14 protein-coding genes and 1 pseudogene are annotated in these 15,115 nt (G+C 51.0%); 5 read left to right on the plus strand and 10 right to left on the minus strand.

Annotation, left to right across the window (positions count from 1 at the left end; genetic code table 11):
• Positions 1-65: 65 nt before the first annotated feature.
• The 3 genes and pseudogenes from Q9O24_11670 to Q9O24_11680 all read right to left on the minus strand — a co-directional run bounded on the left by Q9O24_11670 (position 66) and on the right by Q9O24_11680 (position 2,811).
• Positions 66-1,265 (minus strand): class I SAM-dependent rRNA methyltransferase, encoded by a 1,200-nt coding sequence (locus Q9O24_11670; protein ID MDQ7075782.1) that lies wholly within the window; start codon positions 1,263-1,265, stop codon positions 66-68.
• Positions 1,266-1,365: 100 nt separating this feature from the next.
• Positions 1,366-1,698, minus strand: a complete 333-nt coding sequence (locus Q9O24_11675) for a DUF2288 domain-containing protein (protein ID MDQ7075783.1) — start codon at positions 1,696-1,698, stop codon at positions 1,366-1,368.
• Positions 1,699-1,796: 98 nt separating this feature from the next.
• Positions 1,797-2,811: pseudogene (locus tag Q9O24_11680) on the minus strand (class 1 fructose-bisphosphatase).
• A gap of 351 nt (positions 2,812-3,162) precedes the next feature.
• Between Q9O24_11680 and Q9O24_11685 the strand changes: the two are divergent.
• Positions 3,163-3,573, plus strand: coding sequence for a hypothetical protein (locus tag Q9O24_11685; protein ID MDQ7075784.1), 411 nt, complete (start codon positions 3,163-3,165; stop codon positions 3,571-3,573).
• A gap of 108 nt (positions 3,574-3,681) precedes the next feature.
• On the plus strand, positions 3,682-4,407 hold the full coding sequence (locus Q9O24_11690) for an ABC transporter ATP-binding protein (protein ID MDQ7075785.1): 726 nt from the start codon (positions 3,682-3,684) through the stop codon (positions 4,405-4,407).
• Here the strand turns inward: Q9O24_11690 and Q9O24_11695 are convergent.
• Both Q9O24_11695 and Q9O24_11700 read right to left on the minus strand, forming a co-directional pair.
• On the minus strand, positions 4,404-5,210 hold the full coding sequence (locus tag Q9O24_11695; protein MDQ7075786.1) for a hypothetical protein: 807 nt from the start codon (positions 5,208-5,210) through the stop codon (positions 4,404-4,406). The two genes, Q9O24_11690 and Q9O24_11695, sit on opposite strands and share 4 nt — an antisense overlap.
• A 105-nt stretch (positions 5,211-5,315) precedes the next feature.
• Positions 5,316-6,479: a methyl-accepting chemotaxis protein gene (locus tag Q9O24_11700; protein ID MDQ7075787.1), complete on the minus strand. Its 1,164-nt coding sequence runs from the start codon at positions 6,477-6,479 to the stop codon at positions 5,316-5,318.
• A gap of 459 nt (positions 6,480-6,938) precedes the next feature.
• On the opposite strand from Q9O24_11700, the gene Q9O24_11705 reads away from it, so the two are divergent.
• Positions 6,939-7,247 carry a hypothetical protein gene (locus Q9O24_11705; protein ID MDQ7075788.1) on the plus strand — a complete coding sequence of 103 codons (309 nt, stop codon included), beginning with the start codon at positions 6,939-6,941 and terminating at the stop codon, positions 7,245-7,247.
• Here Q9O24_11705 and Q9O24_11710 read toward each other — a convergent pair.
• The 5 genes from Q9O24_11710 to Q9O24_11730 all read right to left on the minus strand — a co-directional run bounded on the left by Q9O24_11710 (position 7,233) and on the right by Q9O24_11730 (position 11,875).
• Positions 7,233-7,523: a type II toxin-antitoxin system RelB/DinJ family antitoxin gene (locus Q9O24_11710; protein MDQ7075789.1), complete on the minus strand. Its 291-nt coding sequence runs from the start codon at positions 7,521-7,523 to the stop codon at positions 7,233-7,235. The genes Q9O24_11705 and Q9O24_11710 overlap by 15 nt on opposite strands.
• 86 nt (positions 7,524-7,609) lie before the next feature.
• Positions 7,610-8,827, minus strand: a complete 1,218-nt coding sequence (gene glcF / locus Q9O24_11715) for a glycolate oxidase subunit GlcF (protein MDQ7075790.1) — start codon at positions 8,825-8,827, stop codon at positions 7,610-7,612.
• Between the two features lie 3 nt (positions 8,828-8,830).
• On the minus strand, positions 8,831-9,895 hold the full coding sequence (gene glcE / locus Q9O24_11720) for a glycolate oxidase subunit GlcE (GenBank protein ID MDQ7075791.1): 1,065 nt from the start codon (positions 9,893-9,895) through the stop codon (positions 8,831-8,833).
• Positions 9,896-9,920: 25 nt separating this feature from the next.
• Positions 9,921-11,414 (minus strand): FAD-linked oxidase C-terminal domain-containing protein, encoded by a 1,494-nt coding sequence (locus tag Q9O24_11725; GenBank protein MDQ7075792.1) that lies wholly within the window; start codon positions 11,412-11,414, stop codon positions 9,921-9,923.
• A gap of 8 nt (positions 11,415-11,422) precedes the next feature.
• Positions 11,423-11,875: a DUF4426 domain-containing protein gene (locus Q9O24_11730; GenBank protein ID MDQ7075793.1), complete on the minus strand. Its 453-nt coding sequence runs from the start codon at positions 11,873-11,875 to the stop codon at positions 11,423-11,425.
• Between the two features lie 394 nt (positions 11,876-12,269).
• On the opposite strand from Q9O24_11730, the gene Q9O24_11735 reads away from it, so the two are divergent.
• Positions 12,270-12,860 carry a cytochrome c3 family protein gene (locus tag Q9O24_11735; GenBank protein ID MDQ7075794.1) on the plus strand — a complete coding sequence of 197 codons (591 nt, stop codon included), beginning with the start codon at positions 12,270-12,272 and terminating at the stop codon, positions 12,858-12,860.
• 44 nt (positions 12,861-12,904) lie between these two features.
• Positions 12,905-15,115 (plus strand): molybdopterin-dependent oxidoreductase, encoded by a 2,211-nt coding sequence (locus Q9O24_11740; GenBank protein MDQ7075795.1) that lies wholly within the window; start codon positions 12,905-12,907, stop codon positions 15,113-15,115.

Consider the following 15,115-nt stretch of genomic DNA (forward strand, 5'->3'; position numbering starts at 1 on the left):
TTATTTTCCTATTATTTTTTGAAGTGTCAGAGTCTGTGAATAAACAGAACGATTGTCAATCTGTTTTAATGTCGACTCAAAACTCGACTGTAAATCACTTTCAGATATTCCGTCTCTGGAATAGCGGGGTGAATGGGATGATCGGGGCCTTGATAGCCGTGCTCTAAAATTTGCAGATTTCGATCCAGATGCACGGCGCTCTCTTGCATGATTTTTTGCAGCACTTGGCGTGGCAGGTGGTGGGAGCAGGAGGCGGAGACCAAGATGCCGTCTTTGGCGGTCAGTTGCATCGCTTGCTGATTGATCTTGCGATAGCCTTTGATCCCCGGACGGAAATCGACCTTTTTCTTGATAAAGGCCGGTGGGTCGATGATCACTACATCGAATTTTTCCCGCTGTTGGCGAAGCTCTTTCATCGCCTCTTGGGCATCGCCTTGCAGGGTTTGCACGTTGTCGGTTTGGCCGTTGAGGGCGGCGTTGTGATGCACATAATCGAGCGCCGTTTGTGAGGAATCGACGCAGGTCACGTCGCTGGCACCCAAGGCTGCTGCGGTCACACCCCAGCCGCCCATGTAACTGTAGACATCCAAGACCCGTTTGCCTTTGACGTAAGGTGCCAGTTTGGCGCGATTTTCTCGTTGATCGTAGAACCAGCCGGTTTTTTGCCCTTCTTGAAACGGCACCTCAAAACTCAAACCGTTCTCTTTGATCAGCAGGTGTTCGGGCATTTCGCCCAAGACGGTTTCAACGTAGCTGGGCAGTTTTTCGTAGTTGCGAATCGGACTGTCGTTGCGCAGCAAAATCACCTTGGGGTGCAGGACTTTTTCCAGTGCGGTGAGCACGTCGGCTTTCATCAACTCCATTCCGGCGGTGGTGAGCTGCACCACGAGGGTGTCGCCGTAACGATCCACCACCAGCCCGGGGAGCAGATCCGCTTCGCCAAAGATCAAACGGTAGTAGGGATCGGGGTAACGCAGATCGCGCAGAGAGAGCGCCACGTTGAGTCGATGCACCAGCAGGGAAGCGGACCACGGGTGTTTGGGGTCGCGGCTCAGCAGGCGCGCGCAGATCAGCGAGTGGGGGTTGATGTAACCGCTGCCAATCACTTGGCCTTTGTGGGTTTGGATCTCCACCGCTTCACCGGCAGTGAAACCACTTAGAGGGGTCTGTTTGGTATCAATTTCATTGCTGAAAATCCATAGGTGTCCCGCTTTAAGGCGGTTCTCTTCCTGTTTTTTCAGTCGCAGTGGGGGCAGTTGGCTCATAACGGTGGTGGTTCTGTTTGAGTAATGGGTGGGAAATTATACGGGATCTGAACAATTGTCACCAATGATGTAGGGGTAGATTCGATATTTTCCCTTGTATCTACTGTTCGAGGAAGGCCTGTACCAACACCCACGGGGCAACCACGGTACTCCAAAATTCGGGGTGGGGTTCTTTTGCTTGCCAGTCGCGGGCGTGGTCATCGGTGGCGCGGGTCATTTGGCCGCTGTTTAACCACGCTTCGACCTGTTGTTTGTCATCTTCGATGATCTTGATGCCAACCTGAATCATGTCCAGTTCGGCGGCGACGATAATAACTGATCCTCGGGCAAAGTGGCGTTGCAGCTCTTGCCAGCTCAGTTTTCCCGTTTGGCCATTCAGCAGTTCTTTGAGTTCGACATCGGTGTCGTTTTCAGCAGCAATTTTTTCAGACATAAGGGTATTGATTCGTTTTATAAAGATAAAAATGTGCGGCAACAATAACAAAAAACGGCTCCCTAAAGGAGCCGTTTTTTTATTCTAAACGAAGAGAATTAGTCTTCGTTGTGGTAGCCGATGATGCGTTCCACTTCATTTTTAGAACCCAGGATAACCGGAACACGTTGATGCAGGCGCTCGGGTTGCAGCTCCATAATGCGTTCCCGACCGGTGCTGGAGACACCGCCCGCTTGTTCGATGATCATGGACATGGGGTTGGCTTCGTACAACAGGCGCAGTTTGCCGGTGGCTTCGTTGGCGCGCATTTTTTCATCCATAGGGTATAAAAACACACCGCCACGGATCAAAATACGATGCACTTCGGCCACCATGGACGCGATCCAGCGCATGTTGAAATCTTCACCACGAGTGCCCGTTTTTCCTGCCAGAGCCTCGTCAACGTAACGTTGTACAGGGGCTTCCCAGTGACGTTGGTTGGAGCTGTTGATGGCAAACTCACGGGTGTCTTCAGGAATGCTCATGTTTGGATGGGTCAACATGAACTCACCGATGTTCTGATCCAAGGTGAAACCGTTTACGCCTTTACCGGTGGTCAGCACCATCATGGTAGAGGGGGCCGTAGAGGGCGTAACCGGCAGCGACCTGTTCGGTGCCTGGTTGTAAAAAGGCTTTTTCGCTAGGAGTGTCACCTTCTTCATTGGTTTTGAGAATGGAGAAAATGGTGCCTACGGAGACGTTAACGTCGGTGTTGGATGAGCCATCTAAAGGGTCAAAGGTCAGCAGGTATTTGCCACGAGGTTTGTCCGCAGGGATGGGGTAAATCTCTTCCATCTCTTCGGAGGCCATTGCTGCTAAGTGACCGGCCCATTCGTTGGATCGAATGAAAACGTCGTTGGTGAGGATGTCGAGTTTCTTTTGAGTTTCACCTTGGACGTTTTCACTGCCTGCGGAACCCAGTACGCCGATCAAGTCACCTTGATTGACCATGTTGGAGATTACTTTACAGGCGGTGACCACGTCGTTGAGCAGAGAGGTGAAATCACCGGTAGCGCCTTCGATGTGGCGCTGTTCTTCGATGATGAATTGAGTAAGTGACGTACCGTTATGCATGGTTTTCCTTTATTTCGGATAGATAAAATTGGTGGCCTAGGAGAGCAAGCTGCTGCCATTGGGCTGTTTATGTGCCATAGGATTGCAGATTTTGGTTAAGGCTCTCTTAGGAGAGGGGTTTTGCGCTCATTTTTTCTAATGGGGGCATCAACTTCCCTTTCTTCGCGGTTAAGATAATCGAAAAGCGCGCAGTTCTAAAGCTTTTCTCTATTTTTTGGTCAAAATGAGGCATTTTGCGATGCAGTTCAAAGATTCAGCAGGAGCAGATGCGCTTTTGTGAAGGGGTTCCCATACCCGTGGTGTAGATCTGCTTAAATAGGCTCAACAGCACAACGCAGAGAATAATAGATCATGAAAAACGTTATCCAACATATTTTGCTTCCCGCTTACGCAGCATACCAGCAGCAAGGCATGAAAACCGCAGCCCCTGTTGCCTTGGTTTGGATCTCGTCTTTGGCTGTGATTGCACAGGGGATGAATACCTTAAGTGCCACCAGCGTTGTTTTGGGACTGTTTTTGTGGATGGTTTCGCAAGCTTTGAGTTTGCCTGCTGTCGGTGCTCACCGTCAGTCAATGAATGCTCAGAACAACAGCGAAACATGCGATGCATACTGTGAAAACCCTTTGATGGCGGTGAAAGCCGCTTTAAGTGAGGCGCGAGTCACGGTTCGTTACGCTCGTTATGATTTGAAAGTGAGAGCCAATGCCTTTTTGCAACAGGGTTTTGCAGAGCCTCTGCCTTGTTGTGCGGTGGCTTATTGAGTTTTGCGTTAAACGGGACACGGTTTTTTACAGGAAGTTTAAACCGTTGTTTCCTCTTAAAGGGGTGGCCTACAGGGAGTAGGCCATTTTTTTGCTAAACATTTCTGCATGACCTCTCCTCTTACGATTCAAAATCTCAACAAAACACGTGGTGATCAAGTGCTGCTGCGTAATCTAAACCTGCAACTTCAATCCGGTGAAATTTTCGCTCTGGTGGGTCTGAATGGCGCGGGCAAAACCACTTTGATCAAGATCATCTTGGATCTGGTTCACAGTGACTTTGGTTTCATTGCCCTCTCTGGGGTATGCAACGTGCAGTCTCAAGCGCGGGATAATTTGGCTTATCTGCCCGAGTGCTTTTCTGCCCCCTCTTATCTGAAGGTGAATGAGTTCCTCTTTTACATGTTGGGTCTCTATCAGCAGCCGATCTGTGAAATTGAGCTGTCGGCTTTGTTGCGTCATTTTGCTTTGGATGAGGCTTTTCTGAATAAGCGTGTGATCACGCTCTCCAAAGGCACGATGCAGAAGGTGGGTTTGATTTTGATGCTGTTGAGCCAAAAACCGCTGCTGTTGTTGGATGAACCCATGAGCGGTTTAGACCCCTTGGCGCGTATGGCACTGAAAACGTCGTTGCGGGAGTTGAAGCAGCGAGGTCAGACGGTGTTGTTTAGCTCTCATTTGTTACTGGATGTGGAGCAGCTCTGTGATCGCGTTGGTATTTTGCACCACGGTGAGTTGCTGTTTTGCGGTTCGGTTGAGCAGTGTCTTGCAGAGTATGAGGCTGACAATATGGGGTTGGCATTTTTGGCAGCGGTGGCTGGAGTGGGAGGTTAATAATTCAGCATCAAACCAATGTAAGGCCCTTCCAGTTTTTCACCGTTGCTGCTTAACGTTCGATAGCCCAGTTTTGCGCCAAGGTGTTTTGCTTTTAACAAGAGACTAACATCATATTCGGTTAAATTCTCAGCCCAAGAGGGCCTGAATTCAAAGCCAAAAATGCGTGAGGGGTGAATCAAAATAGGGCTGGTGACATAGAAATAATCGTGTGTTTGATGGCCTTCCAGTGTGAGTGATCCCATGCCCCAATCAACCTCGACGTACTCTCCAAAAGACATGCGATACAGGGCATAAACGCGGGTGAGTTTTAGAGTGTCTGTTGGTTGACGTTCTTGGTAATGACTTTGGCCATAAACCAGCGCGAGCGCGCCGTAACCGGCTTCCAGTCGGTAGTCATCCGAGCCGACTCTGGCTTTGCTGGCTTGGTGACTGATGTCCAGCCGTAGAAAAGGGATCAGAGCTTCACCAGTGGATCTCGGTGCCAGTTCAGTGCTTTCCACATCTTCAAAAGGTCTCTCGTATGAGTTTGGATCAATGCGATAAAAGCTGGATGCGCCACCGTAGAGAGCCATTTGAAAGGCGAGGTCGGCGAAAATATCAATGAACAGGCAGCCAAAATTCCAATGATCGCCGCGACATAATCCGCCGTCGTGACCTCTATCTGCTGGGTGTGTCGTATGACTTTGAGGTAACTGAGGTTTGGAACCGCCTACGCTCTCTTCGAATTTATCCAGTTGGCCTGCATAAGAAATGGGAACGAGGAGAAATAGGCTAAACGTCAGTGTGATGAATGTTGGCATTAAAGGCAGGCATTGATGATTGTACGGTGAATCAGCATAACTTTGCGTATACCGATGTCAAGTAGGGGCAGAACGTTTTCTGCCCTCTAGGGGGAGATGTAAAATCTACCCATACGACGTTATCTCTTCGTTGAATTCATCATCGTTGTTTTTTGGTAGGAGCAGTTTTGGATCCATTTCACCACTGGCAGCCACTCGTTCCAGTTGTTGGATCAGTGTGGTGCTGGCTTTTTCCATCTCTCCCAACGCTTTTAGACCGGATTCACTCTCGCTACGATGGAATGAGTCGATGGCCATTGAACCCCAGTGGTGCATCTCTTGGTGAGGTTGTTCTATCTCTTTGTAACCGGGCAGATGGCTGAAGGATTCTGCACCATCGCCTTCGTAATACCAGCGCCCAAGACGACAGCCGGTGTGGTTGGTCAACTCATGGGAATGGGTTGAAGCGATGCCCATAAAGACGCGATAGATGCCAAATTTAAAGATCAGGTGGTCGAGTTTGACTGTCTCGATAAAACTGCGCAGCGCACCGGAGGCCACCACGCCTTCGATGTTTTGCGAAATATTGATCAGCTTGCCTATGTTGCCCACCGCATTTTGACCTTCGCTCTGGAAGGTGTCGGAACGCTGGCTGACTTTGTCGATTTTGATCCGAGCTTTGCTGGTTTCTTCTTGAATCTGCCCGACTAAGGTGGAGATCTCGCTGGTGGCTTCGTTGGTGCGTTTGGCCAGCGTGCGCACCTCATCGGCGACCACAGCGAAACCACGGCCTTGATCACCCGCCCGGGCGGCTTCGATGGCGGCGTTGAGCGCCAGCAAATTGGTTTGATCAGAGACGTCTTGAATCAGGCTGATGATGCTGCCGATGTCCTCGGCGCGTTGGCTGAGGGTGACGACGATTTCAGCGGTGTTGCTGGTATCAATGGCCATGTTGTTGATTTTATCCGCCAGACGCTCGACGGAGTGACGGGCAGTGATGGAGATCCCCGAGATGTTGGTGACTTGCTGTTTGCCCAGTTTGAGGTCGGTGGCCAAGCTGGAGATGGACTGTTGCGACTCCAAAAAGGAGCTGTTGAAGGCTTCTAGGTTTTGATAAATGCCTTCGCAGGCGGTCAGTTTCAGTTGTTGTTCATCGCAGCTTTGTTGCAGTTGAGCCTGATGTGATGTCAGCTGTTGGTTCTCCTGCTCTGCTTCCTGCAAACGTGTTTCCAGCTGCTGAATGGTCTCTTGGGCTGCCAGATAACTCTGCTTGTACCGCTTAAAAATCATGTCCGTTCTCGCTGTGTCAGGCTAGATGAGTACGCTCTTAAAGCATAGAGCTAGCATGAGGTGTACCAGAGATGGAATTTTTGATTTGAGAGGGTAGTCAAAGAAATTAGAGCTAATATTCGTTATGATCGACCTGTTTTTTTTTGATATTAACTGATGTTACGCACTGAACAAGAACCGGTGTCCCGACCCTAAAGGTTATTCAGGTGAGGTAAGACCATCCACCACAAAACTCAAACAACACGACCTGATTTTCCCTCTTCAATGGAAGAGAGGTTCTGGGTTAGGGGGAGGTTTATTTTTCGCTCGTCATTCCCGCGAAGGCGGGAATCCATAGGGTCTTGTCATAGATTCATGTGGATTCCCGCCTTCGCGGGAATGACGTGGGCTGAGATTCTCTTGGTTTCTCACTCACTGCGTAACATCAGATATTAAGTTAACCTAGAAAGGCTTTAAGTAATGAAGAGAATCGAATCATTTGTTGGTAGAGCGCAGAAATTAAATGAAGATGGAGACATAGAGTATTGTTTGTGGGTTGGTTCTGATGGGGAGTTTTATGTGCAGTTTTTGAGTAATACAAGGAACGGAACGTGTTCTACTAATTGTTCATTCAAAGTTTCTGAGTATAGAGATCAGCGTACTCAGATAGGGGCATTAGAAGTGACGGGTTATGATACAGAGAGTGGGAATCGTTTAGAGGAGGATAGCTGTAATAATAACGATGGTGCTTTTTTGAAGGCGGTATTGCAGGATCTAATTCCTCAGTAGTTGAGGTGCTTTAAATTCTTCATTCAATTCAGCAACAAGGGTGTCAATAGAGTCAGCTTTGGTGCCTTGACCCTGAATAAGCTCATTCATAGCTGAGATGGTTTTTTCATTGGGTTGGCGGGCTTTTAACTCGAAAGGAATGCCACCGTAATTGATGACGGCCTTAGCAAAGAGCGTTATCGCTTGTGAGGGACTCAGGCCGACTTCATCGCATATATGCGTAAAAGCGGTCTTGGTATCGAGGTCAATACGAGTGCTGAGTATTTTAGTTTTCATTAGGTTTACCCGCGAATGTGGTACATAGTGTTGCAAAGTATCACATTCGTACAACGAGTCTGTCCAGTGAGTAGCTTAGAACCGTCTCAAACAACCTCATCCAATAACTCAACCCAATGTTTCACCGGAATATCACAGCCTGCTTGCAAATGATTAATGCAGCCAATATTGGCCGAAACAATCATCTCCGTGGGATGGCAGGTGAGCTGTGCTAATTTGCGCTCTTGCAGTTGTTGCGAGAGTTTCGGTTGAGTGATGGCGTAGGTGCCTGCTGAACCACAGCAGAGGTGGCCATCTTTTAGTGGGTTGATCTTAAATCCCAGCCGCGACAATAATTTTTCCACCAACTGCGGTTGCTGTTGCCAATGCTGCAAAGTGCAGGGAGGGTGATAGCTGATGTTGTCTTGAGACTGTTTCAGTGTGATTTTTTGCAGATCTTCATTGTTGACGATCTCGGCAATGTCTTTGCAGAGAGCGACCAATTTTTTCGCTTTGTCAGCGTACTCCGGTTCGTCGGCCAAATGTTCGGCGTACTGTTGAATAAACGCGCCACAGCCACTGGCGGTGGTCACCAGCGCCTCGGCTCCCGCTTCAATTTCTGGCCACCAGAGGTCGATGTTTTGTTTCATCTGCATTTTAGCGTTTTTAAGTTGCCCCAGATGCTGATTGACGGCACCACAGCAGCCATCTCGTTCAAGTCGAATAAGCGTGATGCCGAGGCGATCTAAAATGCGCGCAGTGGCGCTGTTGATGTTGGGGCTGAGGCTCGGTTGCACACAACCATCAAGGATCAGCATGGTGCGTGGGTGCTGCTTGCTCGGCCAGTTACCCGCTTCGCTGATCGCTTTGGGCAGTTTGTTTTTTAGCGTTTTGGGCAGAAAGGGCTTGCTGATGGCCGCCACTTTGAGCAGTGCTGAAAAGCGTTTTTTATCGCTCAGGGCGTAGGCTAAGCCTTTACGAGTTAACTGTTCAAAGGTGCTGCGAGGGGCGGTTTCATCAAGCATCTGTTTGCCGATCTCCAGCAACTGCCCGTACTCAACCCCAGAAGGGCAGGTGGTCTCGCAACTGCGGCAGTGCAGACAGCGATCCAGATGGCTGCGGGTTTTTTCGCCGGTCGTTTGACCTTCTAAAAACTGCTTGATTAGATAGATGCGTCCCCGAGGGCCGTCCAGCTCGTCGCCGAGCAGTTGGTAGGTGGGGCAGGTGGCGGTGCAAAAACCGCAATGCACACACTGACGGAGAATCTCTTCGGCGCGGCGACCGGCCTTGCTGTTTTTGGCAAAAGGGGCGAGTTGAGTTTGCATAAATTAGATCTTTTGGTAGAGGCGACCGGGATTTAAAATGCCCTGCGGATCAAAGGCGTGTTTGACCTGCTGGTGAAGTTTGAGCAAGCCAGGTTCCAGCGGTGGTAGGTTGTCCGCTTCACGGCTGTCACCACGAAACAGCTCGGCATGACCGCCGTGCTGCTGAGCCAGTTGGCGCAGCAGCGCGGCGTCGTGATCGCCGCGCAGCCAGCGTTGTGCGCCGCCCCAGCTTAGATACTGCTCTGGCAGTGCCAGCGGTGCGCTGGCCGGTGGTAGGGAGAATCGCCATAAGGGCTGTTCTGGATTGGCAAAAAAGTCGTGTTTCTGCTCGCGCTCTTGTTGCCAAAAATGGGCGGCATTGTCCAACTCTTCACCGCCAATGGCTGCTCTGGCCGCTGCAACGCCCGCTTCGCTGCCACTGAGACGCAGGTAGCTGACGCCTTGATAATGGCTGGCGGCACTCAGGGGTAGGGGCTGATTGGCTAAGCGGGAAAAGGTCTGAAGAGCCTCATCTTCGTTTTGCTCTAGGCAGAGGGTGAGGTTTTGTTTGGGCATTGGCAGGACTTTGATCGAGACCTCCAGCAGCAGGCCAAGTGTGCCCTGTGCGCCGACCATCAGGCGTGAGACATCGTATCCGGCGACGTTTTTCATTACCTCGCCACCAAACTTGAGCTGCTCTCCTTTGCCATTGATGATTCGACAGCCGAGCAGATGATCGCGCACTGCACCGCGATAGGGGCGAGCAGGCCCAGAAAGGCCGCAGGCAACGGTACCGCCGATGCTGGCTGTTGTGCCAAAGTGCGGTGGTTCAAAGGGCAGCATCTGCTGTTTGTCTGCCAGCAACGCTTCGACTCTCGCCAGCGGGGTGCCAGAACGAACGGTGATCACCAGCTCTTCAGGAGCGTAGTTGACCACGCCGCGATGCGCGTTGATGTCGAGTGTTTGGCCGCTGCGCAAACGGCCATAAAAGGCTTTGCTGCCACCGCCATTGAGGTTGAGCGGGGTGTTGTCGCGTTGGGCGGTTTGCAGCGCCGTTTGCAAGGCGCTGCTGAGGTCGTTATCAGGCATGAGAGTCCGTTATTAAAAGCGGTGGTTAAAAACGTGGCAGGTCAGGGAAGGGCAGTTCGCCGTGGTGAACGTGCATAGCGCCAAACTCAGCGCAGCGGTGCAACGTTGGTACGGCTTTGCCTGGATTGAGCAGGCCACTGGGGTCAAAGGCGGCTTTGAGGGCGTGAAATTGCAGCAACTCAAGGTTGTTGAACTGCACACACATCTGATTGATCTTCTCGATGCCCACGCCGTGCTCGCCGGTGATGGTGCCACCGACGGCCACGCAGAGTTCGAGAATATCACCGCCAAACTGCTCGGCTTTCTCTAGTTCACCGTCGTTATTGGCGTCGTAAAGAATCAGTGGATGCAGGTTGCCGTCACCGGCATGAAAGACGTTGGCCACCGGCAGTTGGTACTGCTCGGAGAGCTGAGCCATTTTTTCCAGCACCTCTGAAAGACGGGAGCGCGGGATGGTGCCGTCCATGCAGTAGTAGTCGGGAGCCAATCGCCCCACCGCTGGGAAGGCGGCTTTACGGCCTTTCCAAAACTGTTGGCGTTCTTGTTCGTCCCGTGCCAGTCGTACTTCGTTGGCCCCGTGCATTTGCAGCAGGTGTCTGACCTCTTCGACTTGTTGACCCACTTCGGCCTCAGCGCCGTCCAACTCACAGAGCAAAATGGCGGCGGCATTGGTGGGATAACCGGCGTGGACAAAATCCTCTGCTGCTTGCAGGGAGAGTTTGTCCATCAGTTCCAAACCCGCTGGAATGATGCCCGCCGCAATGATGGCAGCGACGGCGCTGCCCGCGTCGTTGAGCTGGTTAAAGGCGGCCAACAACACTTGGATGGTGGCCGGTTTGGGGATCAGCTTGACCCGCACTTCGACAATGATGCCGAGCAGACCTTCGGAGCCGACGATGGTGGCGAGCAGGTCGTAACCGGGGGTGTCCAAGCTTGCGCCACCGAGGGTGATCAGTTCACCTTCGATGGTGACGATGTTCACTTCCATGACGTTGTGCAGAGTGAGGCCGTATTTGAGGCAGTGAACGCCACCGGAGTTCTCTGCCACATTGCCGCCGATGCTGCAGGCGATCTGCGAGCTGGGATCAGGGGCGTAGTAGAGATCCAGATGCGCCACCGCTTCGCTGATGGCCAGATTACGTACGCCAGGCTGCACGCGGGCGCTGAGGTTGGCTTGGTCAATCTCTAAGATCTGATTGAACTTGGCCAGACTGAGCAACAGCCCCTGTGAGTGTGGCAGCGCACCGCCGGAGAGGCCGGTACCTGCGCCACGAGCCACCACGGGGATCTGCATTTGGTGGCAGATTTTTAGGGTCTCTTGCAGTTGCTCCAGTGTTGCAGGTAATGCAACGGCCAGCGGCAAGTTGCGATAGGCGCTGAGGCCATCGCATTCGTAGGGGCGCAGATCTTCCGCCTCATGCAGCAGCGCTTCTGCTGGCAGGATTATTTTGAGGGCGCTTAAAAACGATTCTCGTGCTGCGTCACTGAGGGGGGCAGTGGTGGATTCAAGTTGGCTCATGGGCTGGATCAGTCAGTGAAAAACTGTTGGCTGAAGTTGATGGGGATGCTGGGGCCGGTTTTTTCTGGGGTGACGTTGATAACGAAATTGAGTACTTCGTGTTGCTGTACGGTGAATTCGGCAATGTAATAAATCGCGCTTTGCTCGTGCAGTTCGCGCAGTTCCATCGGGTGGATTTGGCCATTGAGGTTGCGGGCGTAGGCGGTGATGGTGGCTTTAACCGGTACGCCGATGGTACCGGCGGTTTTTTTGATCACGGCAATGTTCATCATGCCGCGATATTTGCTGCGTTTGATGCCGTAACTTTTGGCCACGGTGCGATCCAAGATTTCGGTGTTAATGGCATTGTAGTGAATGACGTAGGTGCCAAAATTGATCTGGCCTCCTGCGTGGCTGTTGAAGCTGAGTAAAGACAGAAGTAAAAGGCTAGATAGGCTTTGGATGATGCGGGTGGCTGTCATAGGGTGTTTCCTCATTGGATGAATCGGGTTTTAGGTGATTAATAAGCAAGCTGCCCGTGAGAGTCAATCTTTATTCGCTGATTTGGCTTAAATAATTCCTTAGTTTCTATTTTGGCGCTGAATTTTGGATAAGGGAAGGGCTTTTGTGGTTGGTTTTATGCATCCAATATCATAATATTATTATATTTATAACTCTTTGTTTTTAAGCTTAGATTTTATCTTATTTATATAAAAATTGGTGTTTTTTTAAAATATGCTATGTTTATTAAGGTTGTTTAAATGTTTTGGTGTTCTAATCTTAGGTGTTCCGATCATGAGCTGATGTTGATTGAGTCGTGATTGGGCATTTTTTCGCGTGATAATTTGAGGCCATAACCCTGGCGTGTATGAAAAAATGAATTTTAATCTTATTAAAAAGCGTTCTTTATCCCTCCTTTTTAGCGTGCTGTTTGCCTGTTTTCTGTTGCCCATTGAGTTAAGAGCGGCAGAAAATAAGGCAGAAATAGTGCTGCCAGAGGGTGAGTATGATGGCATTGAAGTGTCTCAGCCAATTGATTTTCCTCATAATATCCATGTAAAGGATAATAAGATCAACTGCCTCTACTGTCATACTTATGCCCGTCGCAGCAAAGTGGCGGGTATCCCACCGACGAGTAAATGCATCGGTTGTCATAAAATCATTGCCACAGACAAGCCCGAGATTCAAAAGCTGCAACAGTTTTGGGATAAGGGCATCTCGCCGCCTTGGAAGAAAGTCCATGACATGCCCGACTTTGTGCACTTCACTCATGAAGTACACCTTAAAAAATTCATTTTTGACCCTGATTTCCCGATTCAGAAAGCAGGTGAAGTGTGTGGTGTCTGTCATGGCGACATTGCAAGCATGACAACGGCGCGCAAGGTCAAGCCGCTGACCATGGGTTGGTGTGTTGAGTGTCATGAAAATAACGGCGGTCCTGGGGATTGTTGGACGTGTCACAAGTAGGTTGTAAAACCGAACTGATGTTAATGGGTGAAAGCAGATAACGTATGAATGCAAAAATAAGTCGCAGAGATTTCATGAAGCTGCTGGGTGTGACCGGAGCCAGTGGCGCTTTAATTGGTTGTGATGCGCCCAGCATGGTGAATTTGGAAGAGGGCAAAGAGCACGTTGTCTCTTACCTGTTGCCCACGGAGGATATGGTGCCAGGGCTGGGTGTTTGGTATGCCTCCATGTGTTTGCAGTGTTCCGCTGGCTGCGGTGTGCATGGTCGGGTGCGTGAGGGGCGGCCTTTGAAACTGGAGGGTAACCCAGAGTCGCCTATTAATGCAGGCAAGTCTTGCCAGATGGGGCAGGCGGGGTTGCAGGCGCACTACAATCCTGACCGTATTACGCAGCCGCTGCTGCGCAAAAAAGGTCAGTTGGTACCGAGCAGCTGGGAAGAGGCTTTTGAACTGATCAGTGAGCGTGTGGGGACGACTTCTGATAAGGCGGATCGAACGGCTTGGTTCACCGGCACGATAAGTGGCCATCAGCAGGTTTTGTTGCAACATCATCTGCAGGCGCTGAACTCAAAACATCACTACGCCTATGAGGTGGTGAATACGGCGGTCTTGAGCGCGGTCAATAAAGCGATGTTTGCCGATGAGTCGCCAACATTGCGTTTGGATAAGGCCGAGTTGATCCTCTCGTTTGGGGCGGACTTCCTTGGCACCTGGGTTTCTCCGGTGCATTTTGCGGGGCAGTTTTCTAAATTCCGGGCGCTGCCCAATCGCGGCAGTTTGATACAGGTTGAGAGCAAAATGTCGCTGACCGGTGCCAATGCGGATCTGTGGGTGGCGGCTCCTCCCGGCAGTGAAGGTCTGCTGGCGTTGGGTATTGCCAATTATTTGTTAAACCACGGTAAGCCGGAAATTGCGCAAGATGTTCCACAAGAGATTGTCGATTTTGTGGGGCGTTACGATGCTCGTAAGGTGGCGGAAACCACTGGTGTGGAGTACGACCTGTTGCGCCGCATTGCCAAGGCTCTGGAGCGTCGCAGCCCCAGTTTGGTTTTGGCCGGTGCTGCGGTTGAAGGTCAGGAGGAAGGTTATGCCGCCGTTGCCGCTGTGCAACTGCTGAACCTGATTTTGGGCAACATTGGTAAGACCATTGTGCCCTCGATGGAATTTCCACTGCCGCAGTTGCAGGTTAAAAATGGCTCAACCGCCGATCTGTTGGCCTTTTCTCAGGCCGTTGTGGAGAAAAAACTCGACGTGGTCTTTTTTCATGGAGCCAATCCACTTTTCAATGCGCCCGAGAGTTTGAATCTAGCACAAAACCTGAAAAACAACGTCGCTCTGAAAGTAGCTTTGGCGCAATTTCCTGATGAGACCGCGATGCAGGCGGATGTGGTTTTACCGCTTTCTTCTCATTTGGAAGATTGGGGTACGCACGTTGCCAGTTACCAGCCTTCCGGCAGTGTGCTCGGGTTTCAGCAGCCCTTGATGGAGCCGCTGCACAGCGAAACCCGAGGTCTGGGTGATGTGATGCTGGAGTTGTTGAAAATGATTCGACCTGAAGAGTATTCGGCTTTCAAGGATTATTATGCCTACTTGCGTAACGCCGTTGCCGGTATCCAAGAGCAAGTGGCTGATCCGTTGCAGAGTGCTCAGGCCTTTTGGCAAAAAACCTTGAGTTCAGGGCAGATTCAAATGGAAGGAGGGGAGAAAAACTTCAGTATCGAAGTTCGTCTCGCTGATCCACTGATGTCCGTTACGAATGAGAGCTACCCCCTAATGCTGGTGCCTTCACCCCGCTTGGGTCTGTTTGACGGTCGTCATGCCAATTTACCGTGGTTGCAAGAGTCACCGGATCAGATCACCAAAGTGGTGTGGGACTCGTGGGCGGAACTGCACCCCAGCACGGCTGAAGATATGGGTATTGGTCATGGCGACGTGATTAAGGTTGCTTCTGAGAGCGGTTCTTTTGAGGTCAAGGCGTACCTAACCAAGTCAGTGCATAAAAATGTGGTGGCGGTGCCGTTGGGTCAGGGTCATGCGTCGTATGGGCGTTATGCCGAGGGGGTTGGGGTGAACCCGTTGACCATATTGAATCTTAAACAGGAAAAGGTGACAGGGGAGTTGGCCATGTACGCCACGGCGGTGAAACTGGAAAAAATGGATGCAACGGGCACTTTGGTGCGCATGGGCGGTACTGATTCGCAGCAGGGGCGGCAATTTGTCCGTACCGTGCCAACCTACAAACCTCAAGGTGTTTAG

Source organism: Gammaproteobacteria bacterium (genome assembly GCA_030949385.1).
GTDB lineage: Bacteria > Pseudomonadota > Gammaproteobacteria > JAUZRS01 > JAUZRS01 > JAUZRS01.

Coding starts and splice junctions, on each gene's coding strand:
- Q9O24_11670 (MDQ7075782.1), bottom strand. CDS start 1,265: ATGAGCCAACTGCCCCCACTGCGACTGAAAAAACAGGAAGAGAACCGC.
- Q9O24_11675 (MDQ7075783.1), bottom strand. CDS start 1,698: ATGTCTGAAAAAATTGCTGCTGAAAACGACACCGATGTCGAACTCAAA.
- Q9O24_11685 (MDQ7075784.1), top strand. CDS start 3,163: ATGAAAAACGTTATCCAACATATTTTGCTTCCCGCTTACGCAGCATAC.
- Q9O24_11690 (MDQ7075785.1), top strand. CDS start 3,682: ATGACCTCTCCTCTTACGATTCAAAATCTCAACAAAACACGTGGTGAT.
- Q9O24_11695 (MDQ7075786.1), bottom strand. CDS start 5,210: ATGCCAACATTCATCACACTGACGTTTAGCCTATTTCTCCTCGTTCCC.
- Q9O24_11700 (MDQ7075787.1), bottom strand. CDS start 6,479: ATGATTTTTAAGCGGTACAAGCAGAGTTATCTGGCAGCCCAAGAGACC.
- Q9O24_11705 (MDQ7075788.1), top strand. CDS start 6,939: ATGAAGAGAATCGAATCATTTGTTGGTAGAGCGCAGAAATTAAATGAA.
- Q9O24_11710 (MDQ7075789.1), bottom strand. CDS start 7,523: ATGAAAACTAAAATACTCAGCACTCGTATTGACCTCGATACCAAGACC.
- glcF (MDQ7075790.1), bottom strand. CDS start 8,827: ATGCAAACTCAACTCGCCCCTTTTGCCAAAAACAGCAAGGCCGGTCGC.
- glcE (MDQ7075791.1), bottom strand. CDS start 9,895: ATGCCTGATAACGACCTCAGCAGCGCCTTGCAAACGGCGCTGCAAACC.
- Q9O24_11725 (MDQ7075792.1), bottom strand. CDS start 11,414: ATGAGCCAACTTGAATCCACCACTGCCCCCCTCAGTGACGCAGCACGA.
- Q9O24_11730 (MDQ7075793.1), bottom strand. CDS start 11,875: ATGACAGCCACCCGCATCATCCAAAGCCTATCTAGCCTTTTACTTCTG.
- Q9O24_11735 (MDQ7075794.1), top strand. CDS start 12,270: ATGAATTTTAATCTTATTAAAAAGCGTTCTTTATCCCTCCTTTTTAGC.
- Q9O24_11740 (MDQ7075795.1), top strand. CDS start 12,905: ATGAATGCAAAAATAAGTCGCAGAGATTTCATGAAGCTGCTGGGTGTG.